Origin of the sequence: Paenibacillus sp. UNC217MF (assembly GCF_000686865.1) — a bacterium.
Classification (GTDB): Bacteria; Bacillota; Bacilli; order Paenibacillales; family Paenibacillaceae; genus Paenibacillus_B; species Paenibacillus_B suaedae.
Map to the genome: position 1 here is coordinate 526438 of NZ_KK366028.1, position 18961 is coordinate 545398.

At 47.1% G+C, this 18961-nt stretch carries 13 protein-coding genes; all 13 read left to right on the forward strand.

Translation table 11 applies throughout. The features are described from left to right. The first annotated feature begins 5 nt into the window (after positions 1 to 5). The 13 genes from BP95_RS0123970 (at position 6) to BP95_RS31260 (ending at position 18951) form a co-directional block, all read left to right on the forward strand. Entirely contained in the window at positions 6 to 3152 is a 3147-nt protein-coding gene (locus BP95_RS0123970) for an IPT/TIG domain-containing protein (protein WP_028533412.1), read from the forward strand. 301 nt (positions 3153 to 3453) lie between these two features. After that, positions 3454 to 4464, forward strand: coding sequence for a fibronectin type III domain-containing protein (locus BP95_RS0123975; protein ID WP_028533413.1), 1011 nt, complete (start codon positions 3454 to 3456; stop codon positions 4462 to 4464). A 180-nt stretch (positions 4465 to 4644) separates the two neighbouring features. Next, entirely contained in the window at positions 4645 to 4842 is a 198-nt protein-coding gene (locus BP95_RS0123980) for a cold shock domain-containing protein (protein WP_021257113.1), read from the forward strand. Positions 4843 to 5095: 253 nt separating this feature from the next. After that, a complete protein-coding gene (gene hpf, locus BP95_RS0123985) occupies positions 5096 to 5647 on the forward strand; it encodes a ribosome hibernation-promoting factor, HPF/YfiA family (protein ID WP_021257112.1) in 552 nt (183 codons plus the stop codon). Between the two features lie 411 nt (positions 5648 to 6058). After that, positions 6059 to 8569 carry a preprotein translocase subunit SecA gene (gene secA, locus BP95_RS0123990; RefSeq protein WP_021257111.1) on the forward strand — a complete coding sequence of 837 codons (2511 nt, stop codon included), beginning with the start codon at positions 6059 to 6061 and terminating at the stop codon, positions 8567 to 8569. A gap of 222 nt (positions 8570 to 8791) precedes the next feature. After that, positions 8792 to 9908 (forward strand): peptide chain release factor 2 gene (prfB, locus tag BP95_RS0123995; protein ID WP_138189568.1). Its coding sequence is split into 2 segments (ribosomal slippage): positions 8792 to 8863 and positions 8865 to 9908, totalling 1116 coding nucleotides; the frame shifts between segments, so codons are not numbered across the junction. A gap of 339 nt (positions 9909 to 10247) precedes the next feature. After that, on the forward strand, positions 10248 to 11165 hold the full coding sequence (locus BP95_RS0124000; RefSeq protein ID WP_028533415.1) for a YitT family protein: 918 nt from the start codon (positions 10248 to 10250) through the stop codon (positions 11163 to 11165). 473 nt (positions 11166 to 11638) lie between these two features. Then, on the forward strand, positions 11639 to 12700 hold the full coding sequence (gene argC, locus BP95_RS0124005) for an N-acetyl-gamma-glutamyl-phosphate reductase (RefSeq protein WP_028533416.1): 1062 nt from the start codon (positions 11639 to 11641) through the stop codon (positions 12698 to 12700). Between the two features lie 79 nt (positions 12701 to 12779). Further along, on the forward strand, positions 12780 to 14027 hold the full coding sequence (gene argJ / locus BP95_RS0124010; RefSeq protein ID WP_051614177.1) for a bifunctional glutamate N-acetyltransferase/amino-acid acetyltransferase ArgJ: 1248 nt from the start codon (positions 12780 to 12782) through the stop codon (positions 14025 to 14027). A 209-nt stretch (positions 14028 to 14236) separates the two neighbouring features. After that, positions 14237 to 15073 (forward strand): acetylglutamate kinase, encoded by an 837-nt coding sequence (gene argB / locus BP95_RS0124015; RefSeq protein ID WP_021257105.1) that lies wholly within the window; start codon positions 14237 to 14239, stop codon positions 15071 to 15073. A gap of 110 nt (positions 15074 to 15183) precedes the next feature. Continuing rightward, positions 15184 to 16395 carry an acetylornithine transaminase gene (locus BP95_RS0124020; RefSeq protein WP_028533419.1) on the forward strand — a complete coding sequence of 404 codons (1212 nt, stop codon included), beginning with the start codon at positions 15184 to 15186 and terminating at the stop codon, positions 16393 to 16395. Positions 16396 to 16460: 65 nt separating this feature from the next. Continuing rightward, positions 16461 to 17414, forward strand: a complete 954-nt coding sequence (gene argF, locus BP95_RS0124025; protein WP_021257103.1) for an ornithine carbamoyltransferase — start codon at positions 16461 to 16463, stop codon at positions 17412 to 17414. Between the two features lie 271 nt (positions 17415 to 17685). Continuing rightward, positions 17686 to 18951, forward strand: a complete 1266-nt coding sequence (locus BP95_RS31260; RefSeq protein WP_021257102.1) for an argininosuccinate synthase — start codon at positions 17686 to 17688, stop codon at positions 18949 to 18951. Positions 18952 to 18961: the final 10 nt, after the last annotated feature.

The window sequence follows — 18961 nt, forward strand, 5'->3', positions numbered from 1 at the left end:
AAAAAATGAAACGTTCTCTCTCAATGTTACTGACCTTTGTTCTTATGGTCAGCGGTATTGTAGCTCCGGGCCAAGTGCAAGGAGCCGCAAGTGATTATGTTCAAGTAAATAGAACAATCACTCCTGCAGAAATATCGACGAAGCAAGAAGCAACCGTGGAATTAAATGTCCAAGGTACTCCGCCGGTATCAGTTATTAAGCCTAATGATGTTATTCTCGTTATCGATAAGTCGGGCAGTATGAAAACGGAGAATAAGATGGAGGCTGCTAAAGAAGCGGCTAACGGGTTTATTGATTTAATGGATTTATCCGTGCACCGTGTAGGTGTTGTTGATTACAGTTCCCAGAACAATATTGGAGTTTCAAAGTTGACTGCGGATGCTTCGCAGGTGAAATCCTATATTAGCGGGATTACTGCAAATGGAGGTACGGCAACAGGAAGTGCTATTGATACTGCAATAGCTGAGCTACAACGTGATCCACGTGAAGGAGCCCAACCGGTTATTCTTATTCTTACAGATGGAGATGCAACTGAACCGGGGCCAGATCCTTACGGTACAGCATTAAAAATGGCAGAAAAGGCTAAAGAAGCAGGTATTGTATTCTATACAATCGCCCTATTAAATAAGAATGATAATCCCGATACTAGCGGGCCAAATTTGCTTCTTCGCAAAATGGCGACAACATTTGACCATCACCACTTCGTACTTGGATCGGTGGGTCTAAAAGACATATACGGGGCGATCGTCAAAGAAATTGGTATTGCTAGTGCTTATGATGTGAAGGTAACCGAGTATGTCAATGAAAAGTTTGAACTCGTACCAGATTCGTATCTCGATAATATTCCGCAGCCGACAGTTGAAGGAAATAAGTTAACATGGAGTTTCAAAGAATTAAAGAATAAAACACTGAAATTCACTTATAAGATCAGACCTAAAACTCAAGCTGAAACAGGTATTTTTAATACTTCAACGAATGACTCTATCGTTACCTACAAAGATTACGCTGGTGCCGATAGAAGCAAGCTAATAACGAATAGTAAAATTAAAGTGAAGTGGCCTGCGCCAGAAATCACGTCCATTATTGAACCTTCAGGGCATCCTAAAGGTGGTAATACGATTGAAATAACAGGTGACAATTTTAAAACTGGTGTCCGCGTTCTTTTCAATAACGCGGAAAGTAAAGATGTTACTTATGTAGATGAACAGCATCTAAAGGTTGTAGTTCCAGAAGGGAAGCAAGGTGCGGTTACTGTAACGGTAACAAATACGGACGGACAATCAGCATCAGGCACATATAAATATATTGCCAAGCCAGAAGTAACTGATTATTCGCCAAATGAAGGATTGATAACTGGCGGAACTCAAGTTGCATTTTCAGGTAACTACTTTGCTCCTAACATTAGCGTTAAGTTTGGTGATCAAGCTGCTACTGTAAATACCAATCGCACGAATTATTTGTCGGTAACCACTCCTGCAGCTGCTCAAGTAGGAAAAGTAGATATTGTATTGACAAATCCAGATGGAAGTTCTTTAACGATACCAGAAGGATTTACGTATAAAGAACCTGAGAAGCCTAAATTAGAAATTACTTCGGTAGCTCCAGACAAAGGATTGCCCGCTGGTGGAGAAGAAATCTACATTAATGGGAAAAATATTGAACAAGGGGCAAAAGTATACTTTGGTGCAACTGAAGCTGAAGTAGTGTCATTCATTTCGAGCCAACGTGTTCTAATTAAATCACCTGCTGGATCAGAAGGTTCTGTAGATGTAAAAGTAGTTAACCCTGATACGAAGGAAGCAATGCTGCCGAACGGGTTTACTTATCAAAATCCAGAATATCTTCCACCGACGCTCTCCGGTATCACTCCTGATTCGGGAGAAATGACTGGAGGCAATACGGTTTATATTACAGGTTCGAACTTTGTGTCTGGAATTAAAGCCTTTATTAATAATAAAGAGGGCGCTACAACATTCATGTCGCCTTCCCGTATTTCTGTAGTTGTTCCTTCTTCGGATACAGCAGCTACCGTTGATGTAAAGGTAGTTAATCCGGATTTGAAGGAAGCTGAGTTGAAGAACAGCTACACATATATGGAGCCGGCCCCAATTCCTCAACCTGTACTTAAAGCGTTGACTCCAAGTAAAGGCGACTTAAAAGGCGGAACAAGCGTCACAGTGAACGGCGAGAATTTCATTAAAGACGCTGTCGTGTTGTTTAATGATGTGGAAATGAAAGCAACTTTCGTTTCGGATAAGCAACTAAAAATGACAACCCCTGAATGGGCAACACCAGAAGTTGTTAAGGTAACTGTGAAAAACCCTGATGGGCAAACGAGTGTAGAGGACATATCCTTCACGTATGAAGAGCCTCAACCAGAGCCTGTCAGCATTACATTAATTAACCCTGCTAGTGGTCTTACTACTGGAGGGAACAGGGTTTATCTGAACGGGAAAAACTTCAAGAGCGGCGTTAAAGTTTTGTTTGGAAATCAAGAAGGTAAAGTCGATTCGGTTAGTGGCACGCGTATTGCGGTAGTTGTGCCTGCAGTAACTAATGTTCAAACAGTCGACGTTACTGTCATCAATCCGGATAAGGGGACGTTTACTGTACCTAACGGATATGCCTATACTTTGGTACAACCATCTATCTCTTCCATAACTCCTAATAAGGGGCCAATGGAAGGCGGAACTAATATTACAATCAATGGCATTAATTTTGAAGCCGATATGACTGTAACATTTAATGGAGTACAAGTTCCGATAGATTCCTTTACAAATACAAGAATTAAAGTTAAATCACCGGCAAATTTGAATCCTGGAAATGTGCCTGTCATCATTACTTTGGCTAACGGTGAAAGTGCAACAACTTCATTCACGTATGAAGCACCGGTGCTTGGACCAGCGCCAATCATTAATTTCCTTTCGGCAACAAGCGGTCCGGCAGCAGGAGGAGACACGATTTATATTAATGCCAAAAACCTTGTAAGCGGAAGTAAAGTATACTTTGGCGATACCGAGGCTCTTTCGGTTAGATATATATCGCAAATTCGTATGTCGGCTGTAGTACCTCCAGGAATGGGATCGTTAGAAGTGAAAGTTGTAAATCCAGATGGCCAAGAGAGCAATAAGGTTACGTATACGTATAACTAATAGATAAAAATTAGAGAGAGACTGGTTCATCTGTCATTTGAAATGACAGATAGCCAGTCTTTTTTTATAAGAAATACATTATTGGGGAAATGGTTTGTATACCCTAATGGCATGATGAAAAGTGATTTTTACTAGATTTAAAAGGATCGCTTCCGTAAGTTGTGAAAATCCGATGAAATATTGTTTTATGCAGCTGAACTTCTGGCTAAAAACTTTACTCAATAGGTTTTAATATATTACAATATATCTAGAAATTGCCTTCTAGAAGATTTTACTTCATAAAATTGTAGGAGGATGAAAAATGAGATTAAAAACAAGTTTTGCACGATTTATTGTATTTACTTTTGTCGTATTGCTAGGGACTAGCTCCTTTAGCTTGTCTTCAGCTTATGCGGCTTCGGCACAAGTGCTTTACATTGCCCCAGATGCATCTGTAATTTTAATTAAGGACGATGCTGACGACTATTATGTAAACGGGAATAAAATCTCTCAACAAGGGAATATGAATTGGGAGAGAGTGTTGGAGAATTCATGGTCGACGGGATCTTTTAAACGCTCGCAGTCAATTAGTTATTTTAAAGGAGCTAGTTCTATAGTAGCTGCCGTCGACGGTTCTTACTCTTCTCCATATACGGGTACCGTTCAGAAGGCGTTATTTATTCAAGTAAAAAAGGTACACATGATTAACAGTGAAATGACTTATACCCAATCTGGAACAAGTCCCGGACAATGGGTGATAAAAAGAACTGATGTATTCGGGCTAGAAACTCCGCGTTACACAGAAGATTTTGACCCAACCTCGTATTTAGTTATCAATGCGGATACTGGAAAAGTCGTAGATTTTTATTCCGGGTTAAATCCTTATTATTATTCGAAGGCTGAAACGCCTCAAGTTACGGTGAATAATACATCCGAACCGATTGCTATCCCTAAGGAAGCTCCACAGGTCTCTCTAACTGCAATCTCGGACAAGAGCGCAACATTAAGCTGGAACGCTGTCCCTCATGCGTTTATGTATGAAATCGAGAACAATGGGCAATCCTTTACGCTTTTGACCCGAACTGCGAATTTTGTAAATTTGACACCAGATTCCATATATCAACTTCGCATAAGAGCTGTCAATCATCTTGGTGCTGGACCATGGCAAGATGTCGCTTTCCAAACTAATCCTTCCGCTTCGCAGCCAATAGCTCCTAAATCAAGTATTACTGAAAAGCTTCAACTCGAAGAACAAGAGCAATTCACGTCTTCCGATTTAGCTGTTCAATTGCTTCAAACGATAACAGAGAGTGATTTATCCATTGAAAAATAAGAATTTTAAACTATTTACGTCATAAATATAATTAGAGTATGAGAAGTGTAGGAACTGTATTATTGAATAATAAGAAAAATATCCCTTTCCTCATTGACAACGCTTCCATCCGGTGATATAGTCGAACTTGTGAAGGATAAAAACTTCACGGCATTTGAAGATGAAGGGAATGTTATCGACATGCAAGGTAAAGTAAAATGGTTCAATGCTGAAAAAGGTTATGGCTTCATCGAAACTGCAGAAGGCAACGACGTATTCGTACACTTCTCCGCTATCCAAACTGACGGTTTCAAGACTTTGGAAGAAGGTCAATCCGTAGAATTCGATATCGTGGAAGGCGCTCGCGGTCCACAAGCGGCTAACGTAATCAAACTGTAATCATACCGACGTGAGTCGAATTATATATGATTCCGATTAGCTACACACCCCTGGCTTGAATGCCAGGGGTTTTTAGTTTTTCTTGAACTATCCCGAGGTTCTGATTCCAGCTCATCGACAAACATGTAAGCCGTTTTATAACCTGAGGATAAGGGTAAATAAAGATACGGAATTGTAAACGGATTGTAACCGTTTTTTTGATTCCTCCATCATAGCTATGGTATAATAAAGGTATCCAAAGGAGGAGTGCTATATGGAATATAAAGTTCGAGGTCAGAACATTGAAGTCACAGACGCACTGCTTGACTATGTCGAGAAGAAATTGAGCCGACTGGAACGGTATTTTGAAACTCCCCCTGCTTCAGGCGCTAACGTTACACTCAGCGTCATTAAGGATGTACACAGTATTGAAGTAACAATTCCATTACCGGGTTTGCTGCTGCGGGCCGAACATCGAAGCAAGGACATGTATGCATCGATCGATGGCGTCGTAGACAAGTTGGAACGGCAGATCCGCAAGCATAAAACGAAAGCCAACCGCAAGTTCCGTCAGGTTGGTGCGGCGGCAGAGCAGCTGTTCCGTGAACAGTCTACAGCAGCACCAGTTGCGGTGGAGGAAGAGGATGAGCTGGAAGTCGTACGGACGAAGCGATTCACACTGAAGCCGATGGACGTAGAAGAAGCAATCCTGCAGATGAATATGATTGGCCATAACTTCTTCGTATTCTCGAATGCGGAGAGCAAGGAAGTCAATGTTGTATATCGCCGTGATGACGGTCGTTACGGATTGATTGAACAAGGCTAAGAACGGGCACATTGAGTTCTCAGCTGCCATGTAGGGCAGAGAGCTCACCCGATTACCAAAAAAGGACTGAGCCTATTTCCACAACGGAATGGGCTCTTTTCACGTATATATAATAGTACGAGTTTTCAGAAGGTGCGATTTGTACCTCATTTTCAAATACCTTCTTTTAATATAGTGTAAATTTTCTTTTTGTTGCTGGAAGCAGGATAGCCCACGGTATGCCGCTACATTCGTGTGAAAATGTGATGAAAGATCGCCGAAAACATGCCCAGCGGCGGTTGCGGGACCCTGTTGAAACTGTTACAATTTATTGCAAAACGAGTCGATGTTACCGTTCTTGTGTAGAAGCTTGAATGAAGGATAGAGAACGGCCATAAAATCACGATCGGATTTGCGTGAAAGGGGTTAAGCATGCTAGGACTTGTAAAGAAAATATTCGGCGATGCCAACGAACGCGAAGTTAAGCGGCTCTTGAAGACGGTTGAGGTTATTAACGGTCTGGAACCCGAATTCGAGAAATTATCCGATGAACAATTACAATCGAAGACGGTGGAATTCCGTGAGCGTCTTGCAAAGGGCGACACATTGGATCAGCTCTTGCCAGAAGCATTTGCTACAGTGCGTGAAGCTGCAAAGCGTACGCTGGGCATGCGTCATTATGATGTACAGCTGCTCGGTGGTATGGTGCTTCATGAAGGCAAGATCGCTGAGATGAAGACAGGGGAAGGTAAGACACTCGTCGGAACACTTCCTGTATATTTGAATGCGTTGGAAGGGAAAGGCGTTCACGTCGTTACCGTCAACGATTACTTGGCATCCCGCGACAGCGAGATTATGGCTCAAGTATACAATTTCCTGGGTATGACAGTTGGTTTGAACCTCTCTGGTATGGACCACAACATGAAGCAGGAAGCATATGCGTGCGATATTACGTATGGTACGAACAATGAGTATGGGTTCGACTATCTGCGTGACAACATGGTGCTTTATAAAGAGCAAATGGTTCAACGTCCACTGAATTTCGCAATCATTGATGAAGTGGACTCCATCCTCGTTGACGAAGCGCGTACGCCGCTTATCATTTCTGGACAAGCTGCTAAGTCGACAGAGCTGTACTTCGTTGCAGACCGGTTCGTTAGCCGCTTGAAAGGTGAAGAGGACTACACGATTGATGTGAAGACGCGTCAAGTTGCACTTACAGAAGCAGGTGTGGCTAAGGCGGAGAAAGCACTCGGCGTGGAGAACCTGTTCGATGTGAAGAACGTAACGTTGAATCACCATATCCAACAAGCGTTGAAGGCTCACGCGATTATGCGTCTGGATGTTGACTATGTCGTAAATGACGGCGAGATTGTTATTGTCGACGAGTTCACAGGCCGCATGATGGCTGGCCGTCGCTATAGCGACGGCTTGCACCAAGCAATCGAGGCGAAAGAAGGCCTTGAGGTGCAAAATGAGAGCATGACGCTCGCAACAATTACATTCCAGAACTACTTCCGTATGTATCGCAAGCTTGCTGGTATGACGGGTACTGCGAAGACAGAGGAAGAAGAATTTAAGAGCATTTACGGCTTGGAAGTTATCCAAGTGCCGACGAATAAGCCGAACCAACGTAAAGACATTCCGGATGTCGTCTATAAGTCGGAAAATGCGAAATATAACGCGGTTGTAGAAGAAATCGTGAAGCGCCACAAAAATGGTCAGCCAGTCTTGGTTGGTACGGTGTCGATCGAGAACTCGGAGCGCTTGTCTGACATGCTCCGCCGCAAGGGTGTGAAGCACCAAGTCTTGAATGCGAAGTACCATGCGGAGGAAGCGAATATCATTTCTAGCGCAGGTCAACCGAACCAAGTCACTATCGCCACGAACATGGCGGGTCGCGGTACGGACATTATCTTGGGTGAAGGCGTACAGGAAACAGGCGGCTTGCACATTATCGGTACGGAGCGTCATGAGAGCCGTCGTATCGATAACCAGCTTCGTGGACGTGCTGGGCGTCAGGGCGATCCAGGTTCCTCGCAGTTCTATCTGTCCTTGGAAGACGAATTGATGCGTCGTTTCGGTGCGGATAACGTGCTTGGCATGATGGAGCGTCTTGGATTTGAAGAGGATCAGCCTATCGAGTCCAAGCTGATTACGCGTGCTGTGGAATCTGCACAGAAGCGAGTAGAAGGCAACAACTTCGACTTGCGTAAAGTCGTCCTTCAGTATGATGACGTTATGAACCAACAGCGCGGTATCATCTACAAGCAGCGCTTTGAAGTGCTTGATTCCGAGAATATCCGCCAAATCGTGTTGGATATGATCAAGCCATGCATCGAGCGCGTCGTAGATGCGCACTGTAATGAAGATGATATCCCAGAGAACTGGGATCTGGACGAAGTCGTGAACTACATGCATCGTCAAATGCTTGACGAGGGTACAATTACGAAGGATGACCTGTGGGGCAAGGAAAAAGAAGAAATTACGGAATTCCTGTTCGGCAAGGTTATGGAGAAATATACAGAACGCGAAGAGCGCATCGGGCCGGAACTTGTACGTGAATTTGAGAAGGTTGTCGTGCTTCGTGCCGTAGACTCCAAGTGGATGGATCATATCGATGCGATGGATCATCTGCGTCAAGGGATTCACCTTCGTGCTTACGGCGGTACGGATCCGCTGCGTGAATACCAATTCGAGGGCTACGAAATGTTCAACAGCATGGTAGCTTCGATCCAAGAAGAAGTGTCCACATACATTATGAAGGCTCAAGTAGAGCAGAATGTAGAACGTCAAGCTGTCATAGAAGAGAGCAAGATGTCTACGAATGCAGAACCTGCTGAGAAGCGTCCTGTTGTAAAGGGCGAAGTGGTTGGCCGCAACGACCAGTGCCCTTGCGGAAGCGGCAAGAAATATAAGCAATGTCACGGTAAGCAAGACTAATTGGCTGAACGAGTTTTATGCCGATTATAGTCATGAATACTCTTGCATCGGATATACACCGCTGCATAGACAGTAATAAACAGCATATTCATGGTGGATAGAGGCCAATGCGCAGCTCTCCACATGATAGACCCGAACGGGCGGCCGTATAGCCGCCCGTTGTTCGGGAGAAGGAAGCGACACTGCTCTCTTCCTAACCAATTTTGCCGAGGTGGTATAATGATGATCGACGCAAGTGTACGACACAATATGCGCAGCATCGCAGCTAAACTTACAAACCTTAGGGGGTCTCTTTGACTTCGATCTGAAGCAAGAGATGATTGCCAACTTCGAGGAGAAAATGGCAGCACCGGACTTCTGGGATGACAATGACAAAGCGCAAGGACTTATCTCTGAGATGAATGCAATCAAGAGCATTGTCGACCAGTATGGGAAGCTGAAGCAGGATTATGACGACAATGAAATGATGCTCGAGCTGGCAGAGGAAGAAGACGATGAATCACTAGCTGAGGAACTGACAGCGAATGTTGAACAACTCCTGGCCAGTATTGAGAATTTCGAGCTTCAGCTTCTGCTGAGCGAGCCTTATGATAAAATGAACGCCATTTTGGAGCTGCATCCAGGTGCAGGCGGTACCGAGTCTCAAGATTGGGGCCAAATGCTTCTGCGCATGTATACACGCTGGGCAGAGAAGCGCGGCTTCAAGGTTGAAGTACTGGATTATCTGCCAGGCGACGAAGCGGGCATTAAGAGCGTGACGCTGCTTATTAAAGGATATAACGCTTACGGTTATTTGAAGACGGAGAAGGGTGTGCATCGTCTCGTTCGTATCTCGCCATTTGATTCCTCTGGCCGCAGACATACATCATTTGTATCCTGCGACGTCGTGCCTGAGATTACAGACGACGCAGAAATTGAAATCCGTACAGAGGACTTAAAGGTCGATACGTACCGTGCGAGTGGTGCGGGGGGTCAGCACATCAATACGACGGATTCTGCTGTTCGGATTACCCATATTCCAACGGGCATCGTCGTAACATGTCAGACGGAGCGTTCGCAGATCAAGAACCGTGAGCGTGCCATGACTCATCTTCGTTCCAAGTTGTATGAGCGCAAGATTGAGGAACAACAGAAGCAGTTAGCAGAAATCCGTGGTGATCAGATGGAAATCGCATGGGGAAGCCAAATTCGCTCCTATGTATTCCATCCGTACAGCATGGTCAAGGACCACCGGACGCAGGTGGAAACCGGAAATGTCGGCGCCGTGATGGACGGCGACTTGGATACGTTTATTGACGCGTACTTGAGAACCTTAATTCAACCATCATCTGAAGCATAAATATGTTGGTACCGACTGCGAAAACCTGCGCCGATCTTTGATTGGGGCAGGTTTTTTGTTGTGCTTGAATGCTTTACCATGCAAGAGAGTGCACATAATAAGATAGGTTCATGGCACAGGATACAGATTTCTTGCCAAGTAATTCGACACCGCGGAGTTCTGGGATACTGTGAAGTAGTGTGACTCCGCTAAGTACTACGGCACTGCCGAGTATTGCAACAACGCCAAATGGTTCAACGCCGGCAAAACGGCAGCACTGCAGAGAATTATGTGACACCACCGAGTACGACGTTACCATAGCTGCAATACCATACTGTGTATTTACGAAGGAGAGACATTATGCCCCATACATCGGATTCATCTATTTCTCAATCGAGGAAACCTCGGCGTAACAACAATGGCTTACTGCTTCCATATGATCATCCCATGCGGGCAGTAATGGATTACGCCCTGCTTTTCCTTGGAGCCTTTATTATGGCGCTTACGTTCAATACATTAATGCTGCCGAACAAGATCGCATCAGGGGGCATTTCGGGTCTATCCATCTTGCTGGAGAGTCAATTTGGGTGGAACCCTGCAATTACGCAGTATGCATTCAATATACCGCTCTTCATTTTAGGGGTATGCTTGCTAGGCAAGCAGTTCGGGATTCGGACACTTGTAGGTTCCGTTTCCTTGCCGACCTTTATCTATCTCACACAACATTTAGGGCCTGCTACGGATAATCCGCTGCTTGCGGCTATTTTCGGTGGAATAGGGATTGGCTTGGGTCTAGGTATCGTATTCCGCGGTCGTGGCTCTACCGGAGGCAATGCCATTACGGCACAGTTGCTGAGTACTTTCGGTAAAATCAATATTGCACTGTCCGTCGCGATTTGTGACGGGTTTATCATTTTGCTTGCCGGATTCATGCTTTCCTTTGAAAACGCCATGTATGCACTCATCGCTTTGTTCGTCACGAGCAAGACGATCGATGTGGTCCAGGTAGGCTTGGGTTATACGAAGGTTGCATTCATTATTAGTGATGAAGCCGATAAAATTACGGATACGATTCTGCATGATCTTGATCGGGGATTGACGAAGCTGCAGGGCGAAGGCGGCTACACGGGCGAAGGACGCACCGTGCTCATGGTCGTCGTCGGTCAGAGCGAAGTATATAAGCTGAAGGCGATCGTCCGCTCTGTGGATCCACAGGCATTTGTCATTATTAGTGATACGAATGAGGTATTAGGCGAGGGATTCAAGGTGCAAGCGTAAAAAGAGCAAGAAGAGCAAGTCACACTTATGCCTAATAAGGTCTACAAGATATTCATTCGTTGCATAAGCTGTTCGATTTTATTCATAAAACGCAGTTCTATTCTGCATATCATGCCCCGCATGTATGTAGAATAGAACTGCGTTTTTTTTATTTGCGTTCAAGTTATCCTCATTGTAAAGTCAGATCATTTATCTCCGCAATCCCTATGTATCATGGGTTTTTGGGCGATATCTCCCCTTAGTATCATGATCCATCCTTTTATCTTTTTCGTAAAGAAAATGAAATTTCATGGAAAAGTCATTGTATTTATATAAATACAGTCGTATAATGATACATATTATTCATGAGGAATCATTTTCCTATACGTGTCAGTTATTTCAGGGCAGTAGCAATACCTCAGAGTTTATACCGATCACAACGAAGCATACGTTCAGGAGCTTATACGAGAGTAGTGAGGAATGGAGAGAGTGGAATGAATCAAGAGAAGCATGTACGAGTAGCCATTGTTGGTTCCACTGGCTACGGCGGTGTCGAACTTATCCGGCTGTTATTGAATCATCCGAATGTCACGATCACATCAGTCATTTCAGCATCAAGCGCAGGAGCACGCATTGCAGACGGATATCCGCATTTGCATGAAGTGATGTGCGATACGTTGGACGGGGTGGATGTGGAAGAGATGCGAAGGAAGGCAGACGTTGTGTTTACAGCAACTCCTTCCGGCGTGAGCGGACAGCTGGTGCCGAAGTTGCTGGAGGCAGGACTCGCTGTTATCGATTTGTCCGGGGACTTCCGCATTAAGGATGGCGAGCTATATACGACATGGTATAAGCACGCTGCTCCACCGGAAGATTTGCTAGCGGAAGCCAAGTACGGCTTGTGTGAGTTGTACCCAGAACGTGGATATGCAGAAGGGCGTAAGTTCATTTCCAATCCAGGCTGCTACCCAACGGCAACGCTGCTCGGACTCATTCCAGCACTGCAAGCAGGATGGATTCAACCTGACAGTCTCATTATTGATGCGAAATCCGGCGTATCCGGAGCTGGTCGAGGTGTAAACTTAGGCGTTCATTATGCGGAGATTAATGAAAACTTCAAGGCCTACAAAGTTAACAAGCATCAGCATATCCCGGAAATCGAGCAGGTTCTTAGCGAGGTTGCACAGCAGCCAGTAACGGTGACGTTCACCACGCACTTGGCGCCGATGACTCGCGGCATTATGTGCACGATGTATGCGACGCTTGCAGGGACATATATCGAAGAGGACTTTATATCTCTCTATCAAGAGTATTATGCAGGACGGAGATTCGTTCGCATTCGTCCACAAGGACAGTGGCCGGCAACGAAGGAAGTGTTCGGATCGAACTTCTGTGATATCGGTTTTGCCGTAGATCGGAGAACAAAGCGGGTAACGATTATTTCCGTTATCGACAATGTCGTCAAGGGCGCGGCAGGCCAAGCGATACAGAATTTGAATCATATGATGGGATGGGACGAGGCGACGGGGCTGATGCTCACACCGGTATACCCGTAACGTGAACATAAATACGGATAGCATGAAGCTATCCAATGAAAAAGATGTACGACTTTGATAAAGAAGAAGGTTGATAGGGATGCAAACGCAAGCTCTGAGCACAGAGGTGCAATTATTTAACATTATCGATGGATCACTAACAACACCTCATGGATTTCGGGCCAGTGGGCTGTATTGCGGCTTGAAGAAATCCGAACGCAATGATTTGGGAGCTATCGTATGCGACGTTCCTGCTGCAGCAGCTGCCGTGTATACAACGAATGTATTCCAAGCGGCGCCGCTTGCCGTAACGCGTGCTAGTTTGAAGGAAGAGGGCAAGCTGCAAGCCATTATTGTGAACAGTGGAAATGCCAATGCATGCACAGGCAAGCAAGGGGAAGCGGATGCTTACCGGATGCGCAGCGCATTTGCAGAGCAGCTTGGAATTGCGCCGCATTACGTGGCTGTTGCATCCACAGGCGTCATTGGAGAGCCGCTGAAGATGGATTGCGTGGAGAGAGGGATTGTGGAGCTTCCTAAGAAGTTGACGGAGCTTGGAGAAGGTGCAGAGCAGTTCTCACAAGCGATTTTGACAACAGATCTGGTGAAGAAGGAAGCATGTGCGGTCGTCATGGTTGATGGCAAGCAAGTTACGGTTGCGGGGTGCGCCAAGGGCTCGGGAATGATTCATCCGAACATGGCTACGATGCTTGGATTCGTAACGACTGATGCATCAATCGGCCAAGAGGCACTGGCAGGCTTGCTTCGTTCCACAACGAACAAGACATTCAATATGATAACGGTGGATGGGGATACGAGCACGAACGATATGCTTATCGCACTGGCGAGCGGCATGGCAGGCAATGAATCTCTCCATGAGCAGCATGAAGCATGGCAAGCGTTCGCAGCAGCATTCCACTATGTGTGTGAACAGCTTGCTAAAGCGATCGCTCGCGATGGAGAAGGAGCGACGAAGCTGATTGAGGTGCGTGTCACTGGAGCTGTATCAGATGAGGCGGCATCTGCGATTGCCAAGTCGATTGTTGGATCAAGTCTTGTGAAATCAGCTGTATTTGGTGCAGATGCGAACTGGGGCCGGGTTATAGCAGCTGTGGGTTATGCGGGGCAGCCGGTTAATCCAGATACGGTGGATATTCATATGGGGCCAATCACTGTGCTTCAGCAGTCAACACCGGTTGCATTTGATGAAGAGGCGGCGCTTGCCTATTTGAAGGGAGATACAGTCATCTTCCACGTTGATTTACATATGGGAGCTGGCGAATCCAAGGCATGGGGTTGTGACTTAACTTATGATTACGTGCGCATCAATGCGGCGTACCGAACATAGAGCGAGGCAAATGGAGGTCGTGATCTGTTGCAGTAACTGGACTGCAGTGACATAGCAACAGCAGCGCTACGAGCAGCGGATTTCTTTTTGCGCACAGTATTGGGATAGGAAATAAGAGAGAGACATCGGAGAGGCTAGATAAGCTGCAAGCAAGTGTAAAGTTTCATTAAGCGGTGTAAAGCAAGAGTGGGAAGGAGCGGCGTGGGAGTATGGCAACGACAGAAACTCAGGGCATAGAGCAGTCATCGGCGGCTACAGCTGTAAAGCTGTTCGTCATGAAGTGCGGGGGAAGCACCTTGGCAGCATTGCCGAATTCGTTCTATGAACAGCTTCATCAGCTTCAGGAGGAAGGTACAGTTCCTGTAATCGTGCATGGCGGTGGGCCTGCGATATCAGGCATGCTGGATAAGCTCGGTATCGAGTCCGAATTCATCGGCGGGCTTCGTAGGACTGATGAAGCTGTGCTTGACGTCGTCGAAATGATCCTCGCCGGACAGATCAACAAGCAAATCGTACGGCGCCTCACACAAGTAGGGGCTAAGGCGATTGGGCTGTCGGGAACAGATGGTGGACTCATTCAGGCGGAGCCGGTACCTAACGCGGCACAAGTAGGCTTTGTCGGAGATGTGACCCATGTCAATGCATCCTTGCTGGCTGGATTGGTCGACTTGAATCACATACCTGTGATTGCGCCAGTTGGTCTAGATCGTGCAGGCCAACGCTATAACATCAATGCTGATACTGCAGCAGGTGCTGTAGCGGCTTATCTCGGATCGGAGCAGCTTATTGTGGTAACGGATGTACCCGGCATTATGAGGAACGGCCCAGAAGGGAAAGTTGTACTTCCCGTTGTGACGATTGAGGAAGTTGAGGCGATGATCGAGAGTGGCGATATTTACGGAGGGATGATCCCGAAGGTGCAGGCTGCGATGAAATGTCTGGAGGGCGGCGTGCAGGAGGTTGTTATTGCTGACGGATCTGAACCTGATGTGCTGCGCCGATTGATGGCCGGGGAAGCGATCGGAACTCGAATTGTTAGGTCATAGATGACCTATTAAGACATGGAATAAATTGAAGGTTGGATTTTTTAGATGGAAGAATGCAGCAGCTGAGAGGCTGTGAACAGAGTAGCAGACTGAACGAAGGGGTGGAGACGATGACGAAGAATATAGATGCCGGGAAGGAAGCTAGCGCTTTGTTCCCAACGTATGCCCGCTATCCAATTGCACTGGTCAAGGGGCAAGGGAGCCGCGTATGGGACAATGAGGGGAAATGCTACTTGGATTTCATGAGCGGCATAGCTGTAACGAACTTGGGACATGTACCGGAGAGGGTCAAGGCGCGTGTACAAGAGCAGCTGGATACGTTATGGCACGCTTCGAATCTGTTCCATATCCCACAGCAGGTGCAAGCGGCGGAGCTGCTGACCGCGAATACATGTGCAGATGCTGTATTCTTCTGCAATAGTGGAGCGGAAGCGAACGAGGCAGCTATTAAGCTGGCGCGACGCTATCATACAGCAGTTGCTAAGACAGGGCGGTCGGAAATTATTACGTTTCATCAATCCTTCCATGGCCGCACTTTGGCGACGCTGACAGCAACTGGTCAAGACAAGGTGAAGGATGGATTCGCTCCGCTGCCAGCAGGATTCCGTTATGTACCGTTTAACGATAGTGAAGCGCTGAAAGCTGCGATAACGGACAATACCGCAGCGATTATGCTTGAAATCGTGCAGGCAGAAGGAGGTGTCTTCCCGATCAAGGCATCATTCGCTCAAGAAGTAGCTGCATTGTGCAAGGAGCACGGGCTTCTTCTCATCGTGGATGAAGTACAAACGGGAATGGGGCGTACAGGAGCATTGTTCGCACATGAGCATTACGGCCTTCAGCCGGATATCTTTACCGTAGCCAAGGGGCTCGGGAGCGGCTTCCCAGTAGGAGCTATGCTGGCGCAGGAATATCTGCGGGCAGCGTTCAGTCCGGGCACACATGGCTCGACCTTCGGCGGCAACCCGCTCGCGATGTCAGCTGTAGTAGGCACACTGGAGACGATGCTGGAAGAGAAGGCTGCGCAGCGGGCGGCGGAGAAGGGGACGACCTTGCTTAATGCGCTGCGGGTGAAGTTGAGCGATGTACCGCTAGTGAAGGATATACGAGGTCTCGGGCTTCTTGTTGGTATCGAGTGCGCGGAACCTGTGGCGGATATGATTAAGGAGGCACAGCAGGCAGGCTTGCTATTCATTAGCGCTGGTCCGAATGTGATTCGTTTGCTTCCGAATCTGTTCGTAACTGACGAAGAAATCGAAGAGGCTGTGGCAATTATCCACGATGTATTAGTGAAGCGTTCAGAGGTTGTTGCTACGGCATAGATGGCAATCGGAGCGTGTGCACAGATCGGATGGGAAGACAGCGACTATATACGGAGGTGGCCTTGATGGCAACAACAGCATCTACAATTGATTTGCGCGGACGCGATTTTATTGCGCTCGCTGACTATACGATGGAAGAATTGCAATATTTGATCGATCTCGCGATTGAGCTGAAGCGGAAGCAGAAGGCAGGCGAGGTGTATCAGCCGCTGAAGGGGAAGACACTCGGTATGATCTTCGAGAAGTCATCCACCCGCACGCGTGTATCGTTCGAAGTAGGGATGTACCAGCTCGGCGGCCAGGCATTGTTTTTGAGTAAAAATGATCTGCAAATTGGCCGCGGGGAGCCAATATGGGATACCGCCCAGGTGCTGTCTCGCTACGTGGATGGCATTATGATCCGAACGTTTGCCCATCGCACGGTCATAGATTTGGCGCGCGGCGCTACCATACCGGTTATTAATGGATTGACGGATATGAATCATCCATGCCAAGCGCTGGCCGATTTCCAGACGATATATGAGAAAAAAGGAACGCTGCAAGGCTTGAAGCTGGCCTATATCGGGGATGGCAATAATATGGCGAATTCACTGCTGATGGGAGCAAGCAAGCTGGGGATGCATGTCGCTGTCGCATCGCCCGAGGGATATATGCCGGATGAAGGCATTGTGAAGCAAAGCCGCGAGCAGGCGCAGCAGTCAGGATCTCAAGTGCTCATTACGAGTGATCCGAAGGAAGCAATCGCGAACGCCGATGTGGTCTATACAGACGTATGGGCAAGCATGGGGTTCGAGGCGGAGCAGTTGAAGCGTGAGCAAGCATTCCGTAACTTCCAAGTGAATGAAGAATTAGCTCGGTATGCGAAGCCTGATTATATATTCCTGCACTGCTTGCCTGCACATCGTGGTGAAGAAGTCAGTGAAGGTGTTATTGATGGAGGCCACTCTGTTATTTTCGATCAAGCGGAGAATCGTCTGCATGCGCAGAAGGCGATTATGGCTTCCTTGATGGGAGAGTAACGTATTTATGGATCGAATTTGATCGATAGATGGTCTGCTATTGCAAACGAGAATATGCAGGCATTTACTTCATTAGGAGCACTTATGTTACATGGGGCTAAATCGTAACGACCTAAATCAATTGAGGTGGACACTCACTTGGCTGAATAGGGAAACTTGATCAAGTTGATGGACACAAACAGGACAGAACCTTATCGGGCTTTGTTGAAATTTACTGAACTTCGAACCTCATCTCTACAGCATTTGAAGCATATTGAACGGGGGAGTCATCGTGGCAAAGAACAAAATTGTGCTGGCCTATTCAGGCGGCTTAGATACATCCGTCATTCTAACATGGCTAAAGGAAACCTATGACGCAGAGATTATTACGTTTACCGCGGACATTGGGCAGAAGGAAGAACTAGAGGGCCTTGAAGAAAAGGCAATCGCAACAGGTGCATCCAAAGTCTACATCGACGATTTGCGTGCAGAGTTTGCGCAGGACTTCATCTTCCCAATGTTCCAGGCAGGTGCGCTGTATGAAGGGCAATATCTGCTCGGCACGAGCATTGCGCGTCCGCTCATTGCGAAGCGGATGATTGAGATTGCTCGTATGGAAGGCGCAACGGCGATTGCTCATGGTGCAACTGGCAAAGGGAATGACCAAGTCCGCTTTGAACTGACGGCAGCGGCGCTGGCACCGGACATTCAAGTCATTGCGCCTTGGCGCTCGGAGCAATTCCGCGCTGACTTCCCAGGACGCGCTGAGATGATCGCCTACGCAGAGAAGCATGGGATTCCGGTGCAGGCTTCTGCGGAAAAACCATACTCGATGGATCGCAATCTGCTCCACATTAGCTTCGAGAGCGGCATGCTGGAGGATCCTTGGTTTGACGCAACAGCAGATGCGAATAAAGGCATGTACGTGCTGAGTGTCTCCCCAGAGGATGCGCCGAATGAGTCTGAACTCATCGAATTAACATTTGAGCAAGGCAATTGTACTGCGGTTAACGGAGAGGCGCTCTCCCCTCTGCAGGTAATGGAGACATTGAATGAGCTTGGCGGCAAGCACGGCATTGGTCGTGTTGATATGGTAGAGAACCGCTTCGTCGGCATGAAGAGCCGCGGCGTCTATGAGACACCGGGCGGTACGATTCTATTTACGGCACACCGCATCATGGAATCGTTGACGATGGATCGCGAAGTAATGCATATCCGTGACTCGCTTATTCCGAAGTACAGTGCTGCAGTATACAACGGGTTCTGGTTCGCACCGGAGCGGCTTGCGATTCAAGCACTCGTCAACGAAAGCCAGAAGCATGTGACGGGCAGCGTACGGCTTAAGCTGTACAAGGGGAATGTGATGGGCGCTGGCGTACAGAGTCCGGTGAGTCTATACAATCCAGATATCGCAACGATGGAGGCAGACCCATCTCAGGCATACGATCAAAATGATGCAACAGGCTTTATTCATTTGAACGCCCTGCGTCTTAAAGTCGCTGCCGGCGTGCATGGTACGAAGGTTCATGGGGCTTCCTTGCAAGAAGCGGGCGTGTAACACAGGAAGG

Bases quoted from the DNA above. Each gene is read 5' to 3' on its own strand.
- argJ (WP_051614177.1), top strand. From the start codon at position 12,780: ATGCAAACGCAAGCTCTGAGCACAGAGGTGCAATTATTTAACATTATC.
- argC (WP_028533416.1), top strand. From the start codon at position 11,639: ATGAATCAAGAGAAGCATGTACGAGTAGCCATTGTTGGTTCCACTGGC.
- hpf (WP_021257112.1), top strand. From the start codon at position 5,096: ATGGAATATAAAGTTCGAGGTCAGAACATTGAAGTCACAGACGCACTG.
- argB (WP_021257105.1), top strand. From the start codon at position 14,237: ATGGCAACGACAGAAACTCAGGGCATAGAGCAGTCATCGGCGGCTACA.
- secA (WP_021257111.1), top strand. From the start codon at position 6,059: ATGCTAGGACTTGTAAAGAAAATATTCGGCGATGCCAACGAACGCGAA.
- BP95_RS0123975 (WP_028533413.1), top strand. From the start codon at position 3,454: ATGAGATTAAAAACAAGTTTTGCACGATTTATTGTATTTACTTTTGTC.
- BP95_RS0123980 (WP_021257113.1), top strand. From the start codon at position 4,645: ATGCAAGGTAAAGTAAAATGGTTCAATGCTGAAAAAGGTTATGGCTTC.
- BP95_RS0124020 (WP_028533419.1), top strand. From the start codon at position 15,184: ATGACGAAGAATATAGATGCCGGGAAGGAAGCTAGCGCTTTGTTCCCA.
- argF (WP_021257103.1), top strand. From the start codon at position 16,461: ATGGCAACAACAGCATCTACAATTGATTTGCGCGGACGCGATTTTATT.
- BP95_RS0123970 (WP_028533412.1), top strand. From the start codon at position 6: ATGAAACGTTCTCTCTCAATGTTACTGACCTTTGTTCTTATGGTCAGC.
- BP95_RS0124000 (WP_028533415.1), top strand. From the start codon at position 10,248: ATGCCCCATACATCGGATTCATCTATTTCTCAATCGAGGAAACCTCGG.